This is a genomic window from Streptomyces sp. NPDC024555 (genome assembly GCF_055559335.1).
On the sequence record NZ_JBVHKV010000013.1, the window covers coordinates 270,531 to 287,792 of the forward strand.

Consider the following 17,262-nt stretch of genomic DNA (forward strand, 5'->3'; position numbering starts at 1 on the left):
GGCCGGTGCGCCGTCACGCGGTCGTGGGCAGCCCGAAATGGTCCGCGATGATGCGCAGCGTCAGGGAACCGTCGGCGTCGACCGGGGGACCGCCGGCGGCAGAGGCGTCACGTCCGACTATTCCGGCCGCCAGCAACGCGCCGACCAGCAGATCCCCGTGGCGCCGTGAGGCGCGGTCCCCGCTGACGTTGAAGTAGGTCCGTCCGAACCCTCCTCCGCTGTTGATGAACTGGAGGGGGTGGTCGTCGCAGTGCTGAATGCTGCGGTTCAGTCCGTTCGTGCAGGTGCACGCGGGGGTGCCGGCGAGGAACACCGTCTCGACCCGGCCCGGCCCGCCGAAGCGCTCCGTGTAGCGGTACCCGGTCAGGTGACCGGCCAGCTCGGAGACCTTGCCGCCGGACACCGCCGCCGCGTCCCACGTCACCCAGGCCCAGCCGCCCGACTCGCCCTCCGTCCGGACCGGATACCCGGCCTCCGCGCATACGGCGGCCAGCTCGCTCCCGCCGATCCCGCGGGCGTGCAGGGCGTACGTCCCCGGGGCGACGACCGGGCCCGCCCCGGCCGCAGGACCGGGGGAGACGAACGGCGGGGCGGAGGCCCGGGTGACGGGCGGCAGGGCGGCCAGCGGCGGGGAGGGCAGGCCGAAGGCGTCGGCGATCGTCCGCACCAGCCGTATCTCGTCGTCGTCCGAGTGGTCGGAGCAGTCGTGCGTGCCGTCCTTCCACTCCTCGCACTCCGACCCGGGACCGATCAGGCCCGCCGCGAGCAGCTCGGCCGACAGATGGTCGGGGTTGTCCCCGACGCGCTGCTGCCCGTAGTCCTCGAAGCTGAAGAAGAGGACCGTGCGCCCGTCGCGGTGGTACTCGAACTGGGGACCGTGCGCCTTCGCGCTGCACGGCTCGGTCACGAAGACGACGACCTCCGCGCCCTGCGGGCAGACGCGGTCGTAATCGATCAACTCGTAGTCCTCGTCCTCCTCGTCGATCATGTCGTGCACGGCCCAGGCCCAGCCGTCCGCCTCTCCGTGGGCGAGCGGTGGACGGCCCTGCGCGCGCAGCCCCTCGAAGAAGCTCTCGGCGGGCAGGCCCCGGGCGAACACGAGGTTCACCTCATGGTCGGGGAACGTGTCGTGCAGCCAGGTCGTCATGGGCCCGATCGTAGGCGCGGCCACTGACAACGCCGCAGGCCCGGGGGTGCGTTGAGGGGCCGCGGCACGGACAAAACCGCACGACAGGGCCGCGCGGCCTCTGGAAGGCTGCGCACGACATTCCGTACGGCGACTGGGCAGGTGGACGATGGCTTTCGTGTTGGAGGGACCGGTTCTGGAAGGTGACCGGGTACGGCTGGAGCCCCTGGGACACCACCACGCGGAAGGGCTGTTCCGCGCCGCCGAGGAGAACCGCGACTCGTACGGATTCACCTGGGTCCCCGGTCCGGAGGGGGCCGGGGAGTACATCGACACCCAGCTGGCCCGCGTCGCCGCCGGAAAGCTCGCGCCCTACGCGCAGATCGACCGGACGACCGGACGGGTGGTCGGCGCCACGTCCTACTGGGAGCCGCGCCACTGGCTCGGCCCGGACACCCTGAGCGCGATCGAGGTCGGCTACACCTGGCTCGCCGCCTCCGCCCAGGGCACGGGCATCAACGCCGAGGCCAAGTACCTGCTGTTCCGGCACGCGTTCGAGGTCTGGGGGGTGGGCCGGGTCGACCTGAAGACCGACGCCCGCAACAGCCGGTCCCGGGCCGCCATCGAATCGGTCGGCGCGCGCTTCGAGGGCGTGCTGCGCAACTGGTCCCGGTCCTCCGTGCCCGGCGAGGAGGGGCGCTTCCGCGATTCGGCGATCTTCTCGATCACGGCCGAGGAGTGGCCGGAGCGCCGCACCCGCCTCGAAGAACGCCTCGCGCGGTACACCGGCGGCCGGGTCCCGGCGGACAGCTGACCCGCCCCGGACACCCCGCACAAGGCCGGGCCCGGCTCCCCTGGAGGAGCCGGGCCCGGCCGTCGTACGACGGGCCTACGAGCCGGCGCGGAACCCGCGCAGCCGCAGCGAGTTGCCGACGACGAACACCGACGAGAACGCCATCGCCGCACCGGCGATCATCGGGTTCAGCAGCCCCATCGCGGCCAGCGGCAGCGCGGCCACGTTGTACGCGAAGGCCCAGAACAGGTTGGTCCGGATGGTGCCGAGCGTCCGGCGCGAGAGCCGGATCGCGTCCGCGGCGGCCCGCAGGTCCCCGCGCACCAGGGTCAGGTCCCCGGCCTCGATGGCCGCGTCCGTGCCGGTGCCCATCGCCAGGCCCAGATCGGCCTGGGCGAGCGCGGCGGCGTCGTTGACGCCGTCCCCGACCATCGCGACCGAACGGCCCTGCTCCTGGAGGCGCTTGACGACATCGACCTTGTCCTGCGGCATGACCTCGGCGTACACCTCGTCGATCCCGACCTCGGCGGCGACCGACTCCGCGACCGCCCGGTTGTCCCCGGTCAGCAGGATCGGCTTCAGCCCCAGGCGGCGCAGCCGCCCGATGGCCTCGGCACTGGTGTCCTTGACGGCGTCGGCGACCTCGACGACCGCGCGTGCCTCGCCGTCCCAGGCGACCGCGATGGCGGTCCGGCCCGCCTTCTCCGCCTCCGCCTTGCGGAGCGCAAGCTCCTCCGGCAGCCGGATCTCCCACTCGGCCAGCAGCTGCTCCCGGCCGACGAGGACGGCGTGGCCCTCGACGACACCCTGAACACCCAGCCCGGGGACGTTCGCGAAGTCCTCGGGGGTGGGGAGCGGGGCTCCGGTGCGCTCGGTGGCTCCGGTGGCGACGGCCTGGGCGATGGGGTGTTCGGAGGCGTGTTCCAGGGCTCCGGCGAGGCGCAGGACGTCGGTCTCGGTGGTGCCGGGGGCGGTGTGGACGGTCTGGAGGGTCATGCGGCCGGTGGTGACGGTGCCGGTCTTGTCCAGGACGATGGTGTCGACGCGGCGGGTGGTCTCCAGGACTTCGGGGCCCTTGATGAGGATGCCGAGCTGGGCGCCGCGTCCGGTGCCGACCATGAGGGCGGTCGGGGTGGCCAGGCCCAGGGCGCAGGGGCAGGCGATGATCAGGACGGCGACCGCCGCCGTGAACGCGGCCGTCAGACCCTCCCCGGTGCCCAGCCAGTAGCCCAGCGTGCCGAGGGCGAGCGCGATGACGACCGGGACGAAGACCGCCGAGATCCGGTCGGCCAGCCGCTGCGCCGAGGCCTTGCCGTTCTGCGCGTCCTCGACGAGCTTGGCCATCCGGGCGAGCTGGGTGTCGGCACCGACCCGGGTCGCCTCCACGACCAGCCGGCCGCCCGCGTTCAGCGTCGCTCCGGTCACCTGGTCGCCGACGCCGACCTCGACGGGCACGGACTCACCGGTCAGCATCGAGGCGTCGACCGCCGAGCTGCCCTCCACCACCGTGCCGTCCGTGGCGATCTTCTCGCCCGGCCGGACCAGGAAGCGGTCCCCGACCACCAGGTCCGCGGTGTCCACGGTGACCTCGCGGCCGTCGCGCAGGACGGTGACCTCCTTCGCGCCCAGTTCGAGCAGGGCCTTCAGCGCGGCGCCCGCCTTCCGCTTGGAACGGGCCTCGAAGTAGCGCCCGGCCAGGATGAACGCGGTGACGCCGGCGGCGGCCTCCAGATAGATGTTCCCGGAGCCGTCGCTGCGGCCGATGGTCAGCTCGAAGGGGTGGGTCATCCCGGTCATCCCGGCCGTTCCGAAGAACAGTGCCCACAGGGACCAGAGGAAGGCGGCCGAGGTGCCGACCGAGATCAGCGTGTCCATGGTGGCCGCGCCGTGCCGGGCGTTGGTCCACGCGGCCCGGTGGAACGGCCAGGCGGCGTAGGTGACGACCGGGGCGGTCAGGGTGAGGGAGAGCCACTGCCAGTTGTCGAACTGGAGCGCGGGGATCATCGACATGGCGATCACCGGCACCGCGAGCAGCACCGCCGTGATCAGCCGCTGCCGCAGCGGGCGCAGCTCGTCCGCCGTCCCGTCCGCCTCTCCGGCCGGAGCCGCGTCCGCGGAGGCGGGCCGGGCGGCCGGGGGAGCGGGCTGGTGGGCGGTGTAGCCGGTCTTCTCGACCGTGGCGATCAGGTCCTGGACGGTGAGGTCCGCGCCCCGGTAGCTGACCTTGGCCTTCTCGGTGGCGTAGTTGACGGTGGCCTCGACGCCGTCCATCCGGTTGAGCTTCTTCTCGATCCGGGCCGCGCACGAGGCACAGGTCATTCCGCCGATGGCGAGTTCGACCTCTGTCGCGACGCCGGTACCTGCGGTGTCACCGGACGCGGTGACGCCGATGGTGTCTGCGGTCTGCGCGGACACGGTGCCTCCTTGCTCGTAGGGACCTTCCCGACCGGGCCGTTTCCGGACCGGGTGTCGTCCCGGTCGTCTCCCACTCGGTCGTTCATACCCCTGGGGGGTATCTCTTCCGTCTTCAGGTATACCCCCACCCCCTATGTAAACGCAAGGGTGATCCGGTGGGGAATCCGGGGTCGCGCGCGTCCGGTCGCGGGTCCGGCGTCCGGCCTCGCGTATCTTCACGTTCGCGGTGAGGCTGCGCCCCGGGCCTACCGCCCCGTAGGCTGGCATTGGACTAGACCTATAGCTGCTTCCTGGAAGATTGGGTTCCCATGAGCAACCGTGCAGTCCTGGAGGTGATCGCTCTCGACGCGGAGGACGCGGTCGCCGCCCAGGCGGGTGGTGCGGACCGGCTTGAGCTGGTCACCGACATGGCGGCCGACGGCCTCACCCCGTCCTGTGCCACCTTCGCGGCGATCCGTGCCGCGGTGGACATTCCGCTGCGGGTGATGCTCAGGGTGGCCGACGGCTTCGCGGCCGGTGACATCGACGTCCTCGTGCGCAAGGCGCGCGAGCTGCGGGCCGAGGGCGCGAACGAGTTCGTGCTGGGCTTCCTGGACGCGGAGGGCCGCCCCGACCTGGTCGCCGTCGAGCGGATCGTGGCGGAGCTGGACGGCTGTCACTGGACCTTCCACCGCGCGATCGACCGCGCCGCCGACCGGGACGCACTGCGCAAGGACCTCGCGGACCTGCCCGGCCTGGACACGTATCTCACCGCCGGTTCGGCCGCCGGGGTCGACGAGGGCATCCCGACGCTCGTGGTCGAGGCGGCGCGCAAGGGCGAGCCCGGGTACGAGCCGCAGATCCTCGTCGGCGGCGGACTGCGTCTTGAGCACCTGCCGGAGCTGCTGGACGCCGGTATCGACGCCTTCCACATCGGCGGCGCCGCCCGCCGGGGCGGCTGGTCGGGGCCGGTCGACACGGCGGCGGTACGCGAATGGCGCGACGTGCTCGACGCGTAGCCCTCCGGGGGTGCGGGGGTGCGCCCATGCTCGGTGGGTGGGGGTGGGGTCCCTCCGGGGTGACTCCTCGGAAATGGCGTGTTCACCCGGGTATGTAGGGGACTCGGGTCGTACGCCATTTCCTGCGGGGACACCCCTGCACGCCCCCACCCGACGCCGGTTCAGCGTCTTTCCGCCGGTGGATCCACTTGTCGCAGACGCACGACGGCCGGGTCCGGGGGCGTGCAGGGGAGTCCCCGCAGAACGACGAACACAGACCGGGGTTCGTACGCGTGGTGCCCGCACGTTCGTCGTTTGAGGAGTCTCCCCGGAGGGACCCCGGACCCCCACCCACCGAACGGAACGCGCACCCCGGCCCGGCAAGGCGCTCCTGTCATGACCCTGGCGCAACAAACGCCCCGGCGTTCACAATGGCGTCACGGCGGTGTGGGAACGCTCCCACAGTGCCTCCCCGGCGCTGTTCGCATGCCGTGGGAGCGTTCCCACACCGCTGGGTTTGTCGTGTTGCCGGAACGTGCCCCCACCCCTACCGAAAGGCTCCCGGTGAACGCCTCCACGCCCCCGCCCCCCACGGGCCGCACCCGCGCACGCCGCAGGCGCCGCGTCCTCGCCGCGCTGGCCCTCGCCGCGCTCGCCGGCGGCGCCCTCACCGCCCCCGGAGCCGCCGCCGAGGACGGCGACCCGGCCCCCGAACAGATCACCAACGGCGACTTCTCCGTCGGAACCGCCCCCTGGTGGTGGACCGCCAACACCACCGCGGCCGTCACCGACGGCCGCCTCTGCGCGGACGTGCCGGCCGGGACCGCCAATCCCTGGGACGTGATCATCGGGCAGAACGACATCCCGCTCGTCGCGGGGGAGTCGTACACCCTCACCTACACGGCCACCTCCACCGCCCCGCTGGCCATCCACACCAACGTCCAGATGGCCACCGACCCGTACACCACCGACCTCTCGGCCACCGACACCATCGGCACCGAGGCCGTCCCGGTCACCCATGTCTTCACCGCGACGACCGACCGCGACGCGGCCCAGGTCGCCTTCCAGATCGGCGGCGGCGCGGCGGGCACGTTCTGCCTCGACGACGTCTCCCTGCGCGGCGGCGCCGAACCGCCCGTGTACGAGCCCGACACCGGCTCCCCGGTCCGCGTCAACCAGGTCGGCTACCTCCCGCGCGGTCCCAAGAACGGCACCCTCGTCACCGACGCGGCCGAGCCCCTGACCTGGACCCTGCGCGCCGCCGACGGTACCGCCGCCGCCACCGGCACCACCGTCCCCGGCGGCACCGACCCGACGTCCCGGCAGAACGTCCACACCTTCGACTTCAGCTCCGTCACCACCCCTGGCGACGGCTACACCGTCGAGGCGGACGGCCAGGTCAGCGAGCCCTTCTCGATCCGCTCCGACCTCTACGACACGCTGCGCCGCGACTCGCTCGCGTACTTCTACCAGAACCGCAGCGGCATCGAGATCGACGGCGACCTCGTCGGCGAGCAGTACGCCCGGCCCGCCGGACACCTCGGCGTCGCCCCCAACAAGGGAGACACGGACGTGCCCTGCCAGCCCGGCGTCTGCGACTACCGGCTCGACGTGCGCGGCGGCTGGTACGACGCCGGCGACCACGGCAAGTACGTCGTCAACGGCGGCATCGCGGTCGCCGAACTCATGGACACCTACGAGCGCACCCTGACCGCCGACACGGCCGAGTCCGCCGAACTCGGCGACGGCGCCCTGGCCGTGCCCGAACACGGCAACGGCGTGCCCGACATCCTCGACGAGGCCCGCTGGGAACTCGACTTCATGCTCCGCATGCAGGTCCCCGCCGGACAGCCCCTCGCCGGCATGGTCCACCACAAGATCCACGACGCCCAGTGGACCGGCCTGCCGATGATGCCCGACCAGGACCCCCAGCAGCGCGAACTCCACCCGCCGTCCACCGCCGCCACCCTCAACCTGGCCGCGGCCGCCGCCCAGTGCGCCCGGCTCTACGCCCCGTACGACGCGGAATTCGCCACCCGCTGCCGCACCGCCGCCGAAACCGCCTGGACCGCGGCGAAGGCCCACCCGGACGTGCTCGCCGACCCCGCCGACGGCACCGGCGGCGGCACGTACAGCGACGACGACGTCTCCGACGAGTTCTACTGGGCCGCCGCCGAACTCTTCACCACCACCGGCAAGGAGACCTACCGCCAGGCCCTCCTCGACTCGCCCCTGCACGGTGACACCGACGCCGCCTTCCCCGCCGACGGCGGCATGTGGTGGGGCGGCACCGCCGGGCTCGGCGTCCTCACCCTGGCCACCGTCCCCAACGGCCTGACCGACGACCAGCTCGCCGAGGTCCGCTCCGTGGTGACCACGGCCGCCGACCGCTACGCCGCCCAGACCGAGGACCAGCTCTACGGCGTGCCGTACGCCCCCGCCGGCCAGAACTACGTCTGGGGCTCCAACAGCCAGGTCCTCAACAACATGATCGTGCTGGCCACCGCCGCCGACCTCACCGGCACGGACCGCTACCGCGACGCCGTCCTGCGCGGCACCGACTACCTCCTCGGCCGCAACCCCCTCAACCAGTCCTACGTCACCGGCTACGGCGAACGCAGCTCCCAGAACCAGCACCACCGGGTCTGGGCGCACCAGAGCAACCCCGCCCTGCCGCACCCGCCCGCCGGCTCCCTCGCGGGCGGCCCCAACCTCACCGCCCCCACCTCCGGCGACCCCGAGGCCGCGGCCAAGCTCACCGGCTGCGCCGCCGCGATGTGCTACCTCGACGACAACGGCTCCTACGCCACCAACGAGGTCGCCATCAACTGGAACGCCCCGCTCGCCTACATCGCGTCCTACCTGGACGACGCGGGCGACGGCGCCGGACCGGTCCGCTCCTGCCGCGTCACCTACTCCTCGCACCCCTGGAGCACCGGCTCGACCACCACGGTCACGGTGAAGAACACCGGCACCGAGGCCGTCACCCCCTGGTCGCTCACCTGGCTGCTCCCCGGCGACCAGCGGCTCAGCCACACCTGGAGCGCCGAACTCACCCAGTACGGGCGGACGGTGACCGCCGCCCCGCTCTCCTGGAACCGCACTCTCGCACCCGGCGCGAGCGTCGACTTCGGGTTCAACAGCAGCGTCACCGGCGCGGCCCTCGACCCCGGGACCGTCAAACTGAACGGGAGGGCGTGCACGGCCGGCTGAACCGGGGCGGTGTGCGGACCTCCGCACACCGCCTCCTCCTCACCCCAACTCGTCCGGCAGCGCCGCCGCGTGAAGGACGATCAGCCCCGACACCGCACGCGTCAGCGCCACATACAGCCGGCGCAGCCCCGTCCGCTCGTCCGGCTCGCCGTCGACCACCGCCGCCGGTTCGTCCAGCACCACGTAGTCGTACTCCAGACCCTTGGCCAGCGAGGCCGGGACCAGCGTCAGCCGGGACTCGGCCGTCGTCTCCTCGCCGGGCGAGAGCCAGCTGTGGCCCGCCGCCTCCAGGGCCGCCTCCAGCGCCGGGATCCGGGCGTCGGCGGCGATCAGACCCGTCGACCCCTCCTGCTCCAGCGACTCCTCGCACGCCGCGACGACCGCCGCGTCCAGCGCCCCGGTCTCCGCCACCTCCCGCACGGACAGCGAACCGGGCGACTCACGCACCGACTCCACCGCCGTCAGACCCGGCGAGATCACCGGCAGCAGCCGCGAGGCGTACGCGATCACCTCACGCGGCACACGGAAGCCCGCCGTCAGCTCCTCCACCACCGCGTCCGGCTTCCCCAGGTGGTGCAGGGCCTGCTCCCAGCTCCGCGTCGACCACGGCGTCGTGCCCTGCGCGAGGTCCCCGAGCACCGTCGCCGACCCCGTCGAACAGCGCCGCCCCACCGCCCGGTACTGCATGGGGGACAGGTCCTGCGCCTCGTCGACCACCACATGGCCCAGCGAGTGCGTGCGCTCCACCAGGTCGGACGCCTCGTCGATCAGCACCGCGTCCGCCGCCGACCACTTCGCCGACTTCACACTGCGGGCCGGCTTCGCCCACAGGATGGCCTTCTGCTCGTCCTCGCCCAGCAGCCCGTCCGCGTGCGCGGCCAGGAACTCCGGGTCCGACAGCAGCCGCAGCACCAGCTTCGACGGATCGACCGCCGGCCAGACCGCCTTCACGGCCGCCTTCACCGCCGGGGTCCGCGCCACCGCGTTCTGCACCCGGTCGTCGGGCGCCTCGCCCGCCTCCTCCATCCGCACGAGCACGGCGTGCGCGATGCGCTGCGGCAGCGCCTCGTGCGCCGCCCCGTACCGCATGTCCCGGTCCAGCAGCTCCCGGACCATCTCCTCGATCTCGTACGCGGGCACCCGCCAGCGCCGCGAACCGCGCACCACCATGACCGGCTCGACGGGCATCGTCACATGCGAACGCAGCGCCCGCCGCAGCACCTCCGCCATGCGGGCGTCGCCCTTCACCACGGCCGCCGCCGCCTCGTCCGTCCCCCGGACCTCGACCCGCGCGGCCACCAGGTCCTCGACGGTCGCCTGCTTCACCTCCAGCTCACCCAGGGCCGGGAGCACCTGCTCGATGTAGTGCAGGAACGACCGGTTCGGCCCGATGACCAGGGTGCCCGTACGGGCCAGCCGCTCCCGGTGCGCGTACAGCAGATACGCCACCCGGTGCAGGCCCACGGCCGTCTTCCCGGTGCCGGGCCCTCCCTGCACGCACACCGTGCCGCCGAGCCCGCTGCGGACGATCTCGTCCTGCTCAGGCTGGATCGTCGCGACGATGTCCCGCATCGGCCCCACGCGCGGCCGCTCGATCTCCGCCTGGAGCAGCCGGCTGGTCTGCGCCGCCTCGGCCGGGTCGGTCAGGTGCTCGTCCTCGTACGCGGTCAGCTCGCCGCCCGTGTACCCGAAGCGGCGCCGTTGGCGCACGTCCAGCGGGTCCTTGCGGGAGGCCCGGTAGAACGGCTGGGAGACCGGGGCGCGCCAGTCGATGACCATCGGGTCGCCGTCGGCGTCGTGGACGTGGCGGCGTCCGATGTAGAACTGCTCGCCCTCCGCGCCCTCCGCCTCGGCGGCCCCGACCACGTGCAGATAGTCGAGCCGCCCGAAGAACAGCGGGGTGTGCGACAGATCGGCGAGCGACTTGATGCGTTCGGTGATCTGCGCCTGGAGGATCGCGGCGTTCACCCAGTTCGCCGTGACATCGCGGATGTCGAGGGCCTGGGCGTCCTCCCGCATGGCGCGCAGCGCGGCCCGCGAGGCCGCGAGATGGGCGCGTTCGTGCGCGAGGGGATCGGTGGTCGTGGTGTCGCTCTCGTGTGCGTGCGCGGGCACGGTGTTGCCTCCGGCATTCAACGCAGGACGACGGACCGCAGCCCGTCCCGGCCGGTGCGCGGGGCGATGCGGTCCGCTCGGGGATCGATCACGGGTACGCGCGGGGAGCGCGTACGGATGTCGGCCGGTTTCCGTCCGGTCGGCGGCGCTCCCCCGGCTGCCGGCGGATGTCCCTGCGGGACGGCCGGTACCACGGTGCGGGAGGCGGGCAGACCGGAGATTGTAGCCACCACCCGTTCCGGGCGCGAACGAATATCGGGGGGAGCGGATCCCTCCCGTAGGGGACGGTGTGCGACCCCAGGCCTACGCGGCCGCCGACGCGCTTCCGACTCCCGGCCGACGCGCCGGTACACCCGTTCGGAGCACCATGGACCCATGAGCACCGTCACCCTGATCCCCCGCAGGACCGGCCCCGCGCACGGCGCGACCGCGGCCACCGGTCACCCCCACCGCCACCGCGCCGGAGACGCGGTCCGCGCCCTCACCGTGTACGCCCGCGCCGCGTTCGGCGTCGTCGTCCTCGGCGAGTACGCGGAGGAGGCGGGGGTCCGCCGCCGCGCGCACTGACGGCGCACCCCCCGTGAGGCCCCGGGGCCTCAGCCCTCCGACAGCAGCTCGTCCGCGTCCACGATCCGGTACGCGTAACCCTGCTCGGCCAGGAAGCGCTGGCGGTGCGCCGCGAAGTCCTGGTCGATCGTGTCCCGCGCGACCACCGAGTAGAACCGCGCCTCGTGCCCGTCCGCCTTGGGACGCAGCACCCGGCCCAGCCGCTGCGCCTCCTCCTGGCGCGAGCCGAAGGTCCCCGACACCTGGATGGCGACGGTCGCCTCGGGCAGGTCGATGGAGAAGTTCGCCACCTTCGACACCACCAGCACGCTCAGCTCGCCCTGCCGGAAGGCGTCGAACAGCTTCTCCCGCTGGGCGTTCGTCGTCTCGCCCTTGATCACCGGGGCGCCCAGATGCTCACCCAGCTCGTCGAGCTGGTCGATGTACTGCCCGATCACCAGCGTCTGCTCGCCCTTGTGCTTGCGCACCAGCGCCTCGGTGACCTTCCGCTTCGTCGCCGTCGTCGCACAGAACCGGTACTTCTCCTCCGCCTCGGCCGTCGCGTACGCGAGCCGCTCCGAGTCCGTCAGATTGACCCGCACCTCGACACAGTCCGCCGGGGCGATGTACCCCTGCGCCTCGATCTCCTTCCACGGGGCGTCGAACCGCTTCGGCCCGATCAGCGAGAACACGTCCGACTCGCGGCCGTCCTCCCGCACCAGCGTCGCCGTGAGCCCGAGCCGCCGCCGCGCCTGGAGGTCCGCGGTGAACTTGAACACCGGCGCCGGCAGCAGATGCACCTCGTCGTAGATCACCAGCCCCCAGTCGCGGGAGTCGAACAGCTCCAGATGCGGATAGACGCCCTTCCGCCGGGTCGTCAGCACCTGGTACGTCGCGATCGTGACCGGCCGGATCTCCTTGCGGGTCCCGCTGTACTCGCCGATCTCGTCCTCGGTCAGCGAGGTCCGCTTCACCAGCTCGTGCTTCCACTGCCGGGCCGACACGGTGTTCGTCACCAGGATCAGCGTCGTCGCCTTGGCCTGCGCCATCGCACCCGCCCCGACCAGCGTCTTCCCGGCCCCGCAGGGCAGCACCACGACCCCGGAACCGCCGTGCCAGAACCCCTCGACGGCCTGCTGCTGGTACGGCCGCAGCGCCCAGCCGTCCTCGTCCAGATCGATCGGGTGCGCCTCGCCGTCCACGTACCCGGCGAGGTCCTCGGCCGGCCAGCCGAGCTTCAGCAGCGTCTGCTTGACCTGCCCCCGCTCCGAGGGGTGCACCGCCACGGTGTCCGGGTCGATCCGGGCCCCCACCAGCGGCTGGACCTTCTTCGACCGCAGGATCTCCTCCAGCACCGGCCGGTCCGTCGTCGTCAGCACCAGCCCGTGCACCGGGTGCTTGGACAGCGTCAGCCGCCCGTACCGGTCCATCGTCTCGGCGATGTCGACGAGCAGCGCGTGCGGGACGGGGTAGCGGGAGTACGTCACGAGCGCGTCCACGACCTGCTCGGCGTCGTGGCCCGCGGCGCGGGCGTTCCACAGCCCGAGCGGGGTCAGCCGGTACGTGTGGATGTGCTCCGGCGCGCGCTCCAGCTCGGCGAACGGGGCGATCGCCCGGCGGCAGGCGTCGGCCTGTTCGTGGTCGACTTCCAGGAGCAGCGTCTTGTCGCTCTGGACGATGAGGGGTCCGTTCACGCGCTTCGGCCCTTTCTGCGGGGCCGCCGGGGGGCGGCGGGGGTGGCCAAACGTCCAGTGTGCCGTACGTGGTGGGGGTACGGGGGGCCCGTGGGGTGCGGGGACCCCGCCCCCACCCACCGAACACGGGCACCCCTCAGGACCCGCGCGGCCCCCGGGATCGCATCAGGAGGTACGCGGCCGAGGCGAGGGCGGCGGTCCTCAGGGCCCAGGGGGCGGTGTCGCCGAGTGCCGGGCCCATGGCGCCCTCCTCGATGGGGGCGCCCCAGTGGCCGTTGAGGCGGCCCCACAGCCAGACGAGGGCGGCGGCGGCGACCACACCGGGGAGGCCCATGACCGCCCAGGTGGACTGGGACTTGGAGAGGGTGCGGGTGATGTAGGCGAGGCCCCAGCCGGCCGCGAGGGCCACGAGGCCCTGGATGCCCTGGAGGACCGCGCCGGCGACGAGGAGGAGGGAGGCGAGGAGGAGGACGGGGTGGGCGAAGCCGCGGCCGGGGGCGTCCTCGCGGGGGCGGCGCCGGAGCCGGGGGAGACGGCGGCGGCGCCGCACGGCGGGGGCCTCGGGCTCCTCCGGGGCGTCCTCGGCGGCGGGTTCGTCCGCGTCCGGGGAGCCGTCCGGTTCGTCGTCCGGCTCGTCGGGCCGGGGCGGCTTCAGGACTTCGGGGATCTCGACGCCGCCGGTGAACCCGGGGATGTCGGACCGGGAGCCGAACTCGCCGAAGTCGCCGAAGCGCCCCGGGGCGACGCTCCACCACTCCGGGCCCTCGCCGGAGGAGCCGAGCTCGTCGGTGCCGGCCCGGTGCGGTGCGGAGGCACCGGGTTCGGCGCGCCGGGGGGCGGGGATGCCGTCCGCGCGGCCGGCGGGGGCGGGGGCCTCGTCCGGCGGCGCGCCCGGCAGGGACGGTGCGCCGTCGGGCGACGCGGCCGCCGCGGCGACGAGTTCGTCGGGGCTGCCGAGGCGTCCGATGATGCGGCGCACCGCGGCCGGCGAGTCCGCGGACTGCCTCACCCGCTGCCGGTCGATCTCGCCCCGGAGGGCCGAGACGAGCCTCATCCGGGTGCCGGAGGAAAGCTGTTGCTGCTGGGCCAGGTCACCGACCCGGCTCAGGTAGTCGTAGACCAGCTGGTCGCTCTCGATCCCCACGCGATCGTTCCCCTCTGCCCGCGCCTGCACCGACGGTAGCGCCCTCGGGCCTGTCCGGAGCGACTACCGTGGGACGGATGGGGACGACCACACCACCGCGGACGCTCGCCGAGGCGCTCCGCGCCCGGGACGACGAGTCACTGGCCGGGCTGCTGCGCGCCCGTCCCGATCTCCTCAGCCCCGTGCCGGGCGACATCACACAGCTCGCGACGCGCGCGGGCACCCGTGCGTCGGTCGTGCGGGCGCTGGAGCGCCTGGACCGGTTCGCGCTGCAGACGGCGGAGGCCCTGGCGGTGGCCCCGGACCCGGCCCCGTACGACACGCTGCTCGGGCTGATGACGGGCGACGGGCGCGACGACGGGGAGCACCGGGGGGACGCGGGCGCGGCGATCGTCAAGGCGCTGCCGGGGGCCGTGGCGGCGCTGCGGGAGCAGGCACTGGTGTGGGGGGAGGACGACCGGCTGCGGCTGGTGCGGACGGCCCGGGAGCTGCTGGCGCCCTCGCCGCAGCATCCCTCGCCCACCGGCCTCGGGCCGACGGTCGCGGAGGCGACGGCGGGCATGTCGCCGGGCCGGCTCCAGGAGATCCTGGCGGCGGCGGGCCTGCCCGCGACGCATGATCCGGTCTCGGCGGTGGGCGCGCTGGCGGGGCTCTTCACGGACCGGACGCGGATGGGGGAGCTGCTGGACACGGCGCCGGTGGAGGCGCTGGCGGTGCTGGACCGGCTGGTGTGGGGGCCGCCGTACGGCGAGGTGACGCCGAATCCGGCCGCGCCGGTGACCTGGCTGCGGGACCGGGGGCTGCTGCTGCCGGTGTCGACGCGGACGGTGGTGCTGCCGCGCGAGGCGGCGCTGCATCTGCGGGCCGGTCGGGCGCACCGGACGCCGGAGCCGGAGCCGCCGGTGGTGGCGGCCGTGGCCCGGCGGGATCCACAGGCTGTGGACGGCGCGGCGGCCGGGCAGGCGTTTCTCGCGGTGTCCACGGTCGAGGAGCTGCTGAAGGGCTGGAACGGCGGCGGGCCCGCCGTGCTGCGGGCCGGCGGGCTGAGCGTCCGGGAGCTGAAGCGGACGGCCGTCGCGCTGGACGTGTCGGAGCCGGTCGCCGCGTTCTGGGTGGAGCTGGCGTACGCGGCCGGGCTGCTGGCCTCGGACGGCGAGGCGGACGAGCGGTACGCGCCGACGCCGGCGTACGACGACTGGGCCGAGGAGCCCGCCGAGGACCGCTGGGCGGTGCTCGCGGCGGCCTGGCTGGCGGCGACCCGCACCGCGGGGCTGGTCGGCGGGCAGGACGCCAAGGGCCGTGCGCTGTCGGCGCTGGGCCCGGAGCTGGACCGGTCCGTCGCGCCCGAGGTCCGGCTGCGGGTGCTGACGCTGCTGGGCGCCCTGCCGGCCGGCACCGCACCGGATCCGGAGACCGTGCTGGCCCGGCTCCGCTGGGAGCGCCCGCTGCGGGGGGCCACCGCCCAGGACAGCGCGGACCTGCGGTCCCGGCTGGCCCTGTGGACGCTCAACGAGTCGGAGCTGCTGGGCATCACGGGCCGGGGCGCGCTCGCCTCGCCGGCCCGCGCGCTGCTCGCCGAGGGTCCGGACGCGGCGGCGGCCCGGCTCGCCCCGCTGCTGCCCGAGCCGCTCGACCACATCCTGCTCCAGGCGGACCTGACGGCCGTCGCCCCGGGCCCGCTGGTGCGCCCGCTGGCGGAGGCCCTGGCGGTGCTGGCGGACATCGAGTCCAAGGGCGGTGCGACGGTCTACCGCTTCACGCCGGGCTCGGTGCGCCGGGCCCTGGACGCGGGGCAGTCCGCCGCCGATCTGCACGCCTTCCTGGCCGCGCACGCCCGCACCCCGGTGCCGCAGCCGCTGAGCTATCTGATCGACGACGTCGCCCGCCGCCACGGCCATCTGCGGATCGGGGCGGCCTCCTCGTACGTGCGCTGCGACGACGAGGCGGTCCTCAACGAGATCCTGGCCGACAAGCGCGCGGCCGGACTGCGGCTGCGCCGCCTCGCCCCGACGGTCCTGGCCGCGCAGGTGGACCCGGCGTCCCTGCTCGACGGCCTGCGCGAGATGGGCTACGCCCCGGCGGCGGAGTCCGCCGACGGCAGCGTGCTGATCACCCGCGCGGGCGCCCGCCGCACCCCGCCGCGCACCGCCCCGGCCCCGGTCCCCGAGGGCCCGCCCGTCCCGGACGCCACGCTCCTCGGTGCGGCGGTCCGGGCGATCCGGGCCGGGGACACGGCCGCCACGGTCGTCCACAAGGGCACCGCTCCGGCCACCCCGGCCGGCACCCTTCCCCGTACGACCTCCGCCGAGACCCTGGCGACCGTCCAGGCGGCGGCGATGACGGGCTCCGCCCTCTGGATCGGCTACGTCAACGCGGACGGCGCCGCGAGCCAGCGGGTGATCGCCCCGGTGCGGGTGGAGGGCGGCTTCGTGACGGCGTACGACCACACGGCGGACGAGGTCCGCACGTACCCCCTGCACCGCATCACGGGCGTCGCGGAGCTGGCGGACGACCAGACCGTGTGAGCTCCCGCGAACCGGGGGTGATGCCCGCCCCCACCGGGCAGACTTGGCGTGTCCACGATTATGGGGGAGATGTCATGCGACGCACCGACGCGGCCCGGCACCTGGGCGGTTTCGTCCGTGAGCACCGGACGGACGGCGGCAGACGGCTGGTGCAGGCCTGGGTGTCGATCGGGGTGGGGGCGGTGGGCCTGGCGTTCGGGATACCGGTGACCATGGCGACCATCGGTTCGACCGACGGCGCCCCGGAGCTGGCGGGGCTGCTCCTCGGGGTCGGCCTGGCGGGGTGCGGTCTGGGGATCTGGCGGCTGATCCAGGGCTTCCGTACGCGGGAGCAGTCCTTCGACATCCACGAGCGGGGGCTGACCCACCGGGTCGCGGGCACGGCGACGCTGATCCCGTGGGAGGACATCGCCTCGGTCGGCGCCCACGGCGACGACGGCCGCCCCCTGGCCGAGGCGCGCGGGATGGGCTTCGGCTGTCAGATCAAGCTGCGCGACGGCGGGCTCATCAAGATCGACACGTTCACCGTGGACGCCCGCGAACTGGCGGTGACCGTCCACACCGCCGTCCACCTGGGCCGCAACCCGGTGGGCCGGGGCTACCGCCGCCGGGACGCCGACTAGGGCGTGTCCGGAAAGTAGCGCCGTCCGCCCGTAGGGCGGGCTCGGCGGCGTCTGGTGCGTGCGATCGCAAGGCGGAGGGTCGCCCCGATAC

The 17,262-nt window shown here is 73.8% G+C and carries 11 protein-coding genes; 6 read left to right on the top strand and 5 right to left on the bottom strand.

All coding sequences use genetic code 11. The features are described from left to right. Positions 1-13: 13 nt before the first annotated feature. Entirely contained in the window at positions 14-1,147 is a 1,134-nt protein-coding gene (locus ACZ4FH_RS24175) for a hypothetical protein (RefSeq protein WP_467307265.1), read from the bottom strand. A 148-nt stretch (positions 1,148-1,295) separates the two neighbouring features. Here ACZ4FH_RS24175 and ACZ4FH_RS24180 point away from each other — a divergent pair, with 148 nt between their 5' ends. Then, positions 1,296-1,940, top strand: coding sequence for a GNAT family N-acetyltransferase (locus ACZ4FH_RS24180; protein WP_467307267.1), 645 nt, complete (start codon positions 1,296-1,298; stop codon positions 1,938-1,940). A gap of 75 nt (positions 1,941-2,015) precedes the next feature. On the opposite strand, the gene ACZ4FH_RS24185 is transcribed toward ACZ4FH_RS24180, so the two are convergent. After that, entirely contained in the window at positions 2,016-4,334 is a 2,319-nt protein-coding gene (locus ACZ4FH_RS24185; RefSeq protein WP_467307269.1) for a heavy metal translocating P-type ATPase, read from the bottom strand. Between the two features lie 308 nt (positions 4,335-4,642). On the opposite strand from ACZ4FH_RS24185, the gene ACZ4FH_RS24190 reads away from it, so the two are divergent. Both ACZ4FH_RS24190 and ACZ4FH_RS24195 read left to right on the top strand, forming a co-directional pair. Then, positions 4,643-5,332: a copper homeostasis protein CutC gene (locus ACZ4FH_RS24190; RefSeq protein WP_383651440.1), complete on the top strand. Its 690-nt coding sequence runs from the start codon at positions 4,643-4,645 to the stop codon at positions 5,330-5,332. Positions 5,333-5,875: 543 nt separating this feature from the next. Then, a complete protein-coding gene (locus ACZ4FH_RS24195; protein ID WP_467307270.1) occupies positions 5,876-8,524 on the top strand; it encodes a glycoside hydrolase family 9 protein in 2,649 nt (882 codons plus the stop codon). A 39-nt stretch (positions 8,525-8,563) separates the two neighbouring features. On the opposite strand, the gene ACZ4FH_RS24200 is transcribed toward ACZ4FH_RS24195, so the two are convergent. Further along, complete coding sequence (locus ACZ4FH_RS24200) at positions 8,564-10,639, bottom strand: HelD family protein (RefSeq protein ID WP_467307271.1); 2,076 nt, start codon at positions 10,637-10,639, stop codon at positions 8,564-8,566. A gap of 375 nt (positions 10,640-11,014) precedes the next feature. Here ACZ4FH_RS24200 and ACZ4FH_RS24205 point away from each other — a divergent pair, with 375 nt between their 5' ends. Beyond that, positions 11,015-11,206 carry a hypothetical protein gene (locus tag ACZ4FH_RS24205; RefSeq protein WP_467307272.1) on the top strand — a complete coding sequence of 64 codons (192 nt, stop codon included), beginning with the start codon at positions 11,015-11,017 and terminating at the stop codon, positions 11,204-11,206. A 29-nt stretch (positions 11,207-11,235) separates the two neighbouring features. Here the strand turns inward: ACZ4FH_RS24205 and ACZ4FH_RS24210 are convergent, their stop codons facing one another. Both ACZ4FH_RS24210 and ACZ4FH_RS24215 read right to left on the bottom strand, forming a co-directional pair. Beyond that, positions 11,236-12,879, bottom strand: coding sequence for a DNA repair helicase XPB (locus ACZ4FH_RS24210; protein ID WP_467307273.1), 1,644 nt, complete (start codon positions 12,877-12,879; stop codon positions 11,236-11,238). A 136-nt stretch (positions 12,880-13,015) separates the two neighbouring features. Continuing rightward, positions 13,016-14,023, bottom strand: coding sequence for a hypothetical protein (locus tag ACZ4FH_RS24215; RefSeq protein ID WP_467307274.1), 1,008 nt, complete (start codon positions 14,021-14,023; stop codon positions 13,016-13,018). 77 nt (positions 14,024-14,100) lie between these two features. Here ACZ4FH_RS24215 and ACZ4FH_RS24220 point away from each other — a divergent pair, with 77 nt between their 5' ends. Then, the gene (locus ACZ4FH_RS24220; RefSeq protein ID WP_467307276.1) at positions 14,101-16,548 is read left to right on the top strand and encodes a helicase-associated domain-containing protein; all 2,448 of its coding nucleotides are present in this window, start codon (positions 14,101-14,103) and stop codon (positions 16,546-16,548) included. Between the two features lie 74 nt (positions 16,549-16,622). After that, positions 16,623-17,171, top strand: coding sequence for a hypothetical protein (locus ACZ4FH_RS24225; protein WP_467307277.1), 549 nt, complete (start codon positions 16,623-16,625; stop codon positions 17,169-17,171). Positions 17,172-17,262 lie beyond the last annotated feature (91 nt).